The following is a 796-nucleotide window of genomic DNA, read 5'->3' as shown; positions in this document are numbered from 1 at the left end:
ACGGGCGAGACGCATCGATGACGTACCTGGTCGCATACCCCACCGAATCTCACCCCGACGACGGCGCAGTCGACCGCGCATACGACGAAGTCAAAGATCACCAGATTGGAGTCGACCTGTGAAGATCAACGGAACCAGCGAGCGGCAGTTCGACTACACCTCGGACGCTGATCTCGGGTTTGTGCCGCCGACCGATGCGGCCTTGTCAGCGAAGGCTGCACGCACCGTCGCGGCGAACTCCCACGACGCCGACGACGCCCGCCTGCTGCTGTCGATGCTCGGCCTGCTCGAACCGGAGGCGTCGTGATGGCGGCGACGAAGAAGGCCGGGCTGTGGTCCGACGTCGACGATGTCGCGACCTTCGCACACCAAGTGTGCGAGGACATCCGCGAATCGGACACTCGCGCACTGCATGACCGTTTGACGGTGGAGTGCGCTCGGCGGCCCGGGCAGATGGCTCAAGCGTTGATGGCGCTGGCGGCCTGGGTGAATCCGGACGAGCGAATCACGGCCCGGCTGGATCGGGTTGAGCGAATCGCGGAAGTGAAAGCCGAGCACGTGATGCGCGCCAGGGGAGTGAGGGTATGACGTTCACTCCGAAGGCGACGAAGTGCATGGCGTGCGGCGCGGCGATCTTCTTCTGCCGCACATCGAATTCGGAGCGGATGCCTGTCGAGTTCGAGCCGAACCCGAACGGCAACCTCGCTGTCACCCCGAAATCGGACGGGCTACCCGAAGCGGTGGTGATTCGTCCCGGGCAGGCCGCGGGCATGCGTGCCGCCGGCCTCCCGACCTA

The 796-nt window shown here is 65.3% G+C and carries 3 protein-coding genes; all 3 read left to right on the top strand.

Translation table 11 applies throughout. The features are described 5' to 3' along the window. The first annotated feature begins 118 nt into the window (after positions 1-118). Positions 119-307, top strand: a complete 189-nt coding sequence (locus AC3XQU_RS22735) for a hypothetical protein (protein WP_158171412.1) — start codon at positions 119-121, stop codon at positions 305-307. Beyond that, entirely contained in the window at positions 307-588 is a 282-nt protein-coding gene (locus tag AC3XQU_RS22730; RefSeq protein ID WP_054780947.1) for a hypothetical protein, read from the top strand. Before AC3XQU_RS22735 ends, AC3XQU_RS22730 begins: the two co-directional genes overlap by 1 nt. Continuing rightward, positions 585-796 (top strand): hypothetical protein (locus AC3XQU_RS22725; protein ID WP_489876431.1); only part of this gene is annotated, 212 nt, incomplete at its 3' end. The genes AC3XQU_RS22730 and AC3XQU_RS22725, both read left to right, overlap by 4 nt.

It is taken from the genome of Telluria sp. AZSoR62 (genome assembly GCF_058111565.1).
The sequence above is the reverse complement of the archived record's forward strand: the minus strand, read 5'-3'. Positions and strand labels throughout refer to the sequence as shown.

What these genes read in the sequence shown, in the direction of transcription:
- AC3XQU_RS22730 (WP_054780947.1), top strand. Translation starts at nt 307, where the DNA reads ATGGCGGCGACGAAGAAGGCCGGGCTGTGGTCCGACGTCGACGATGTC.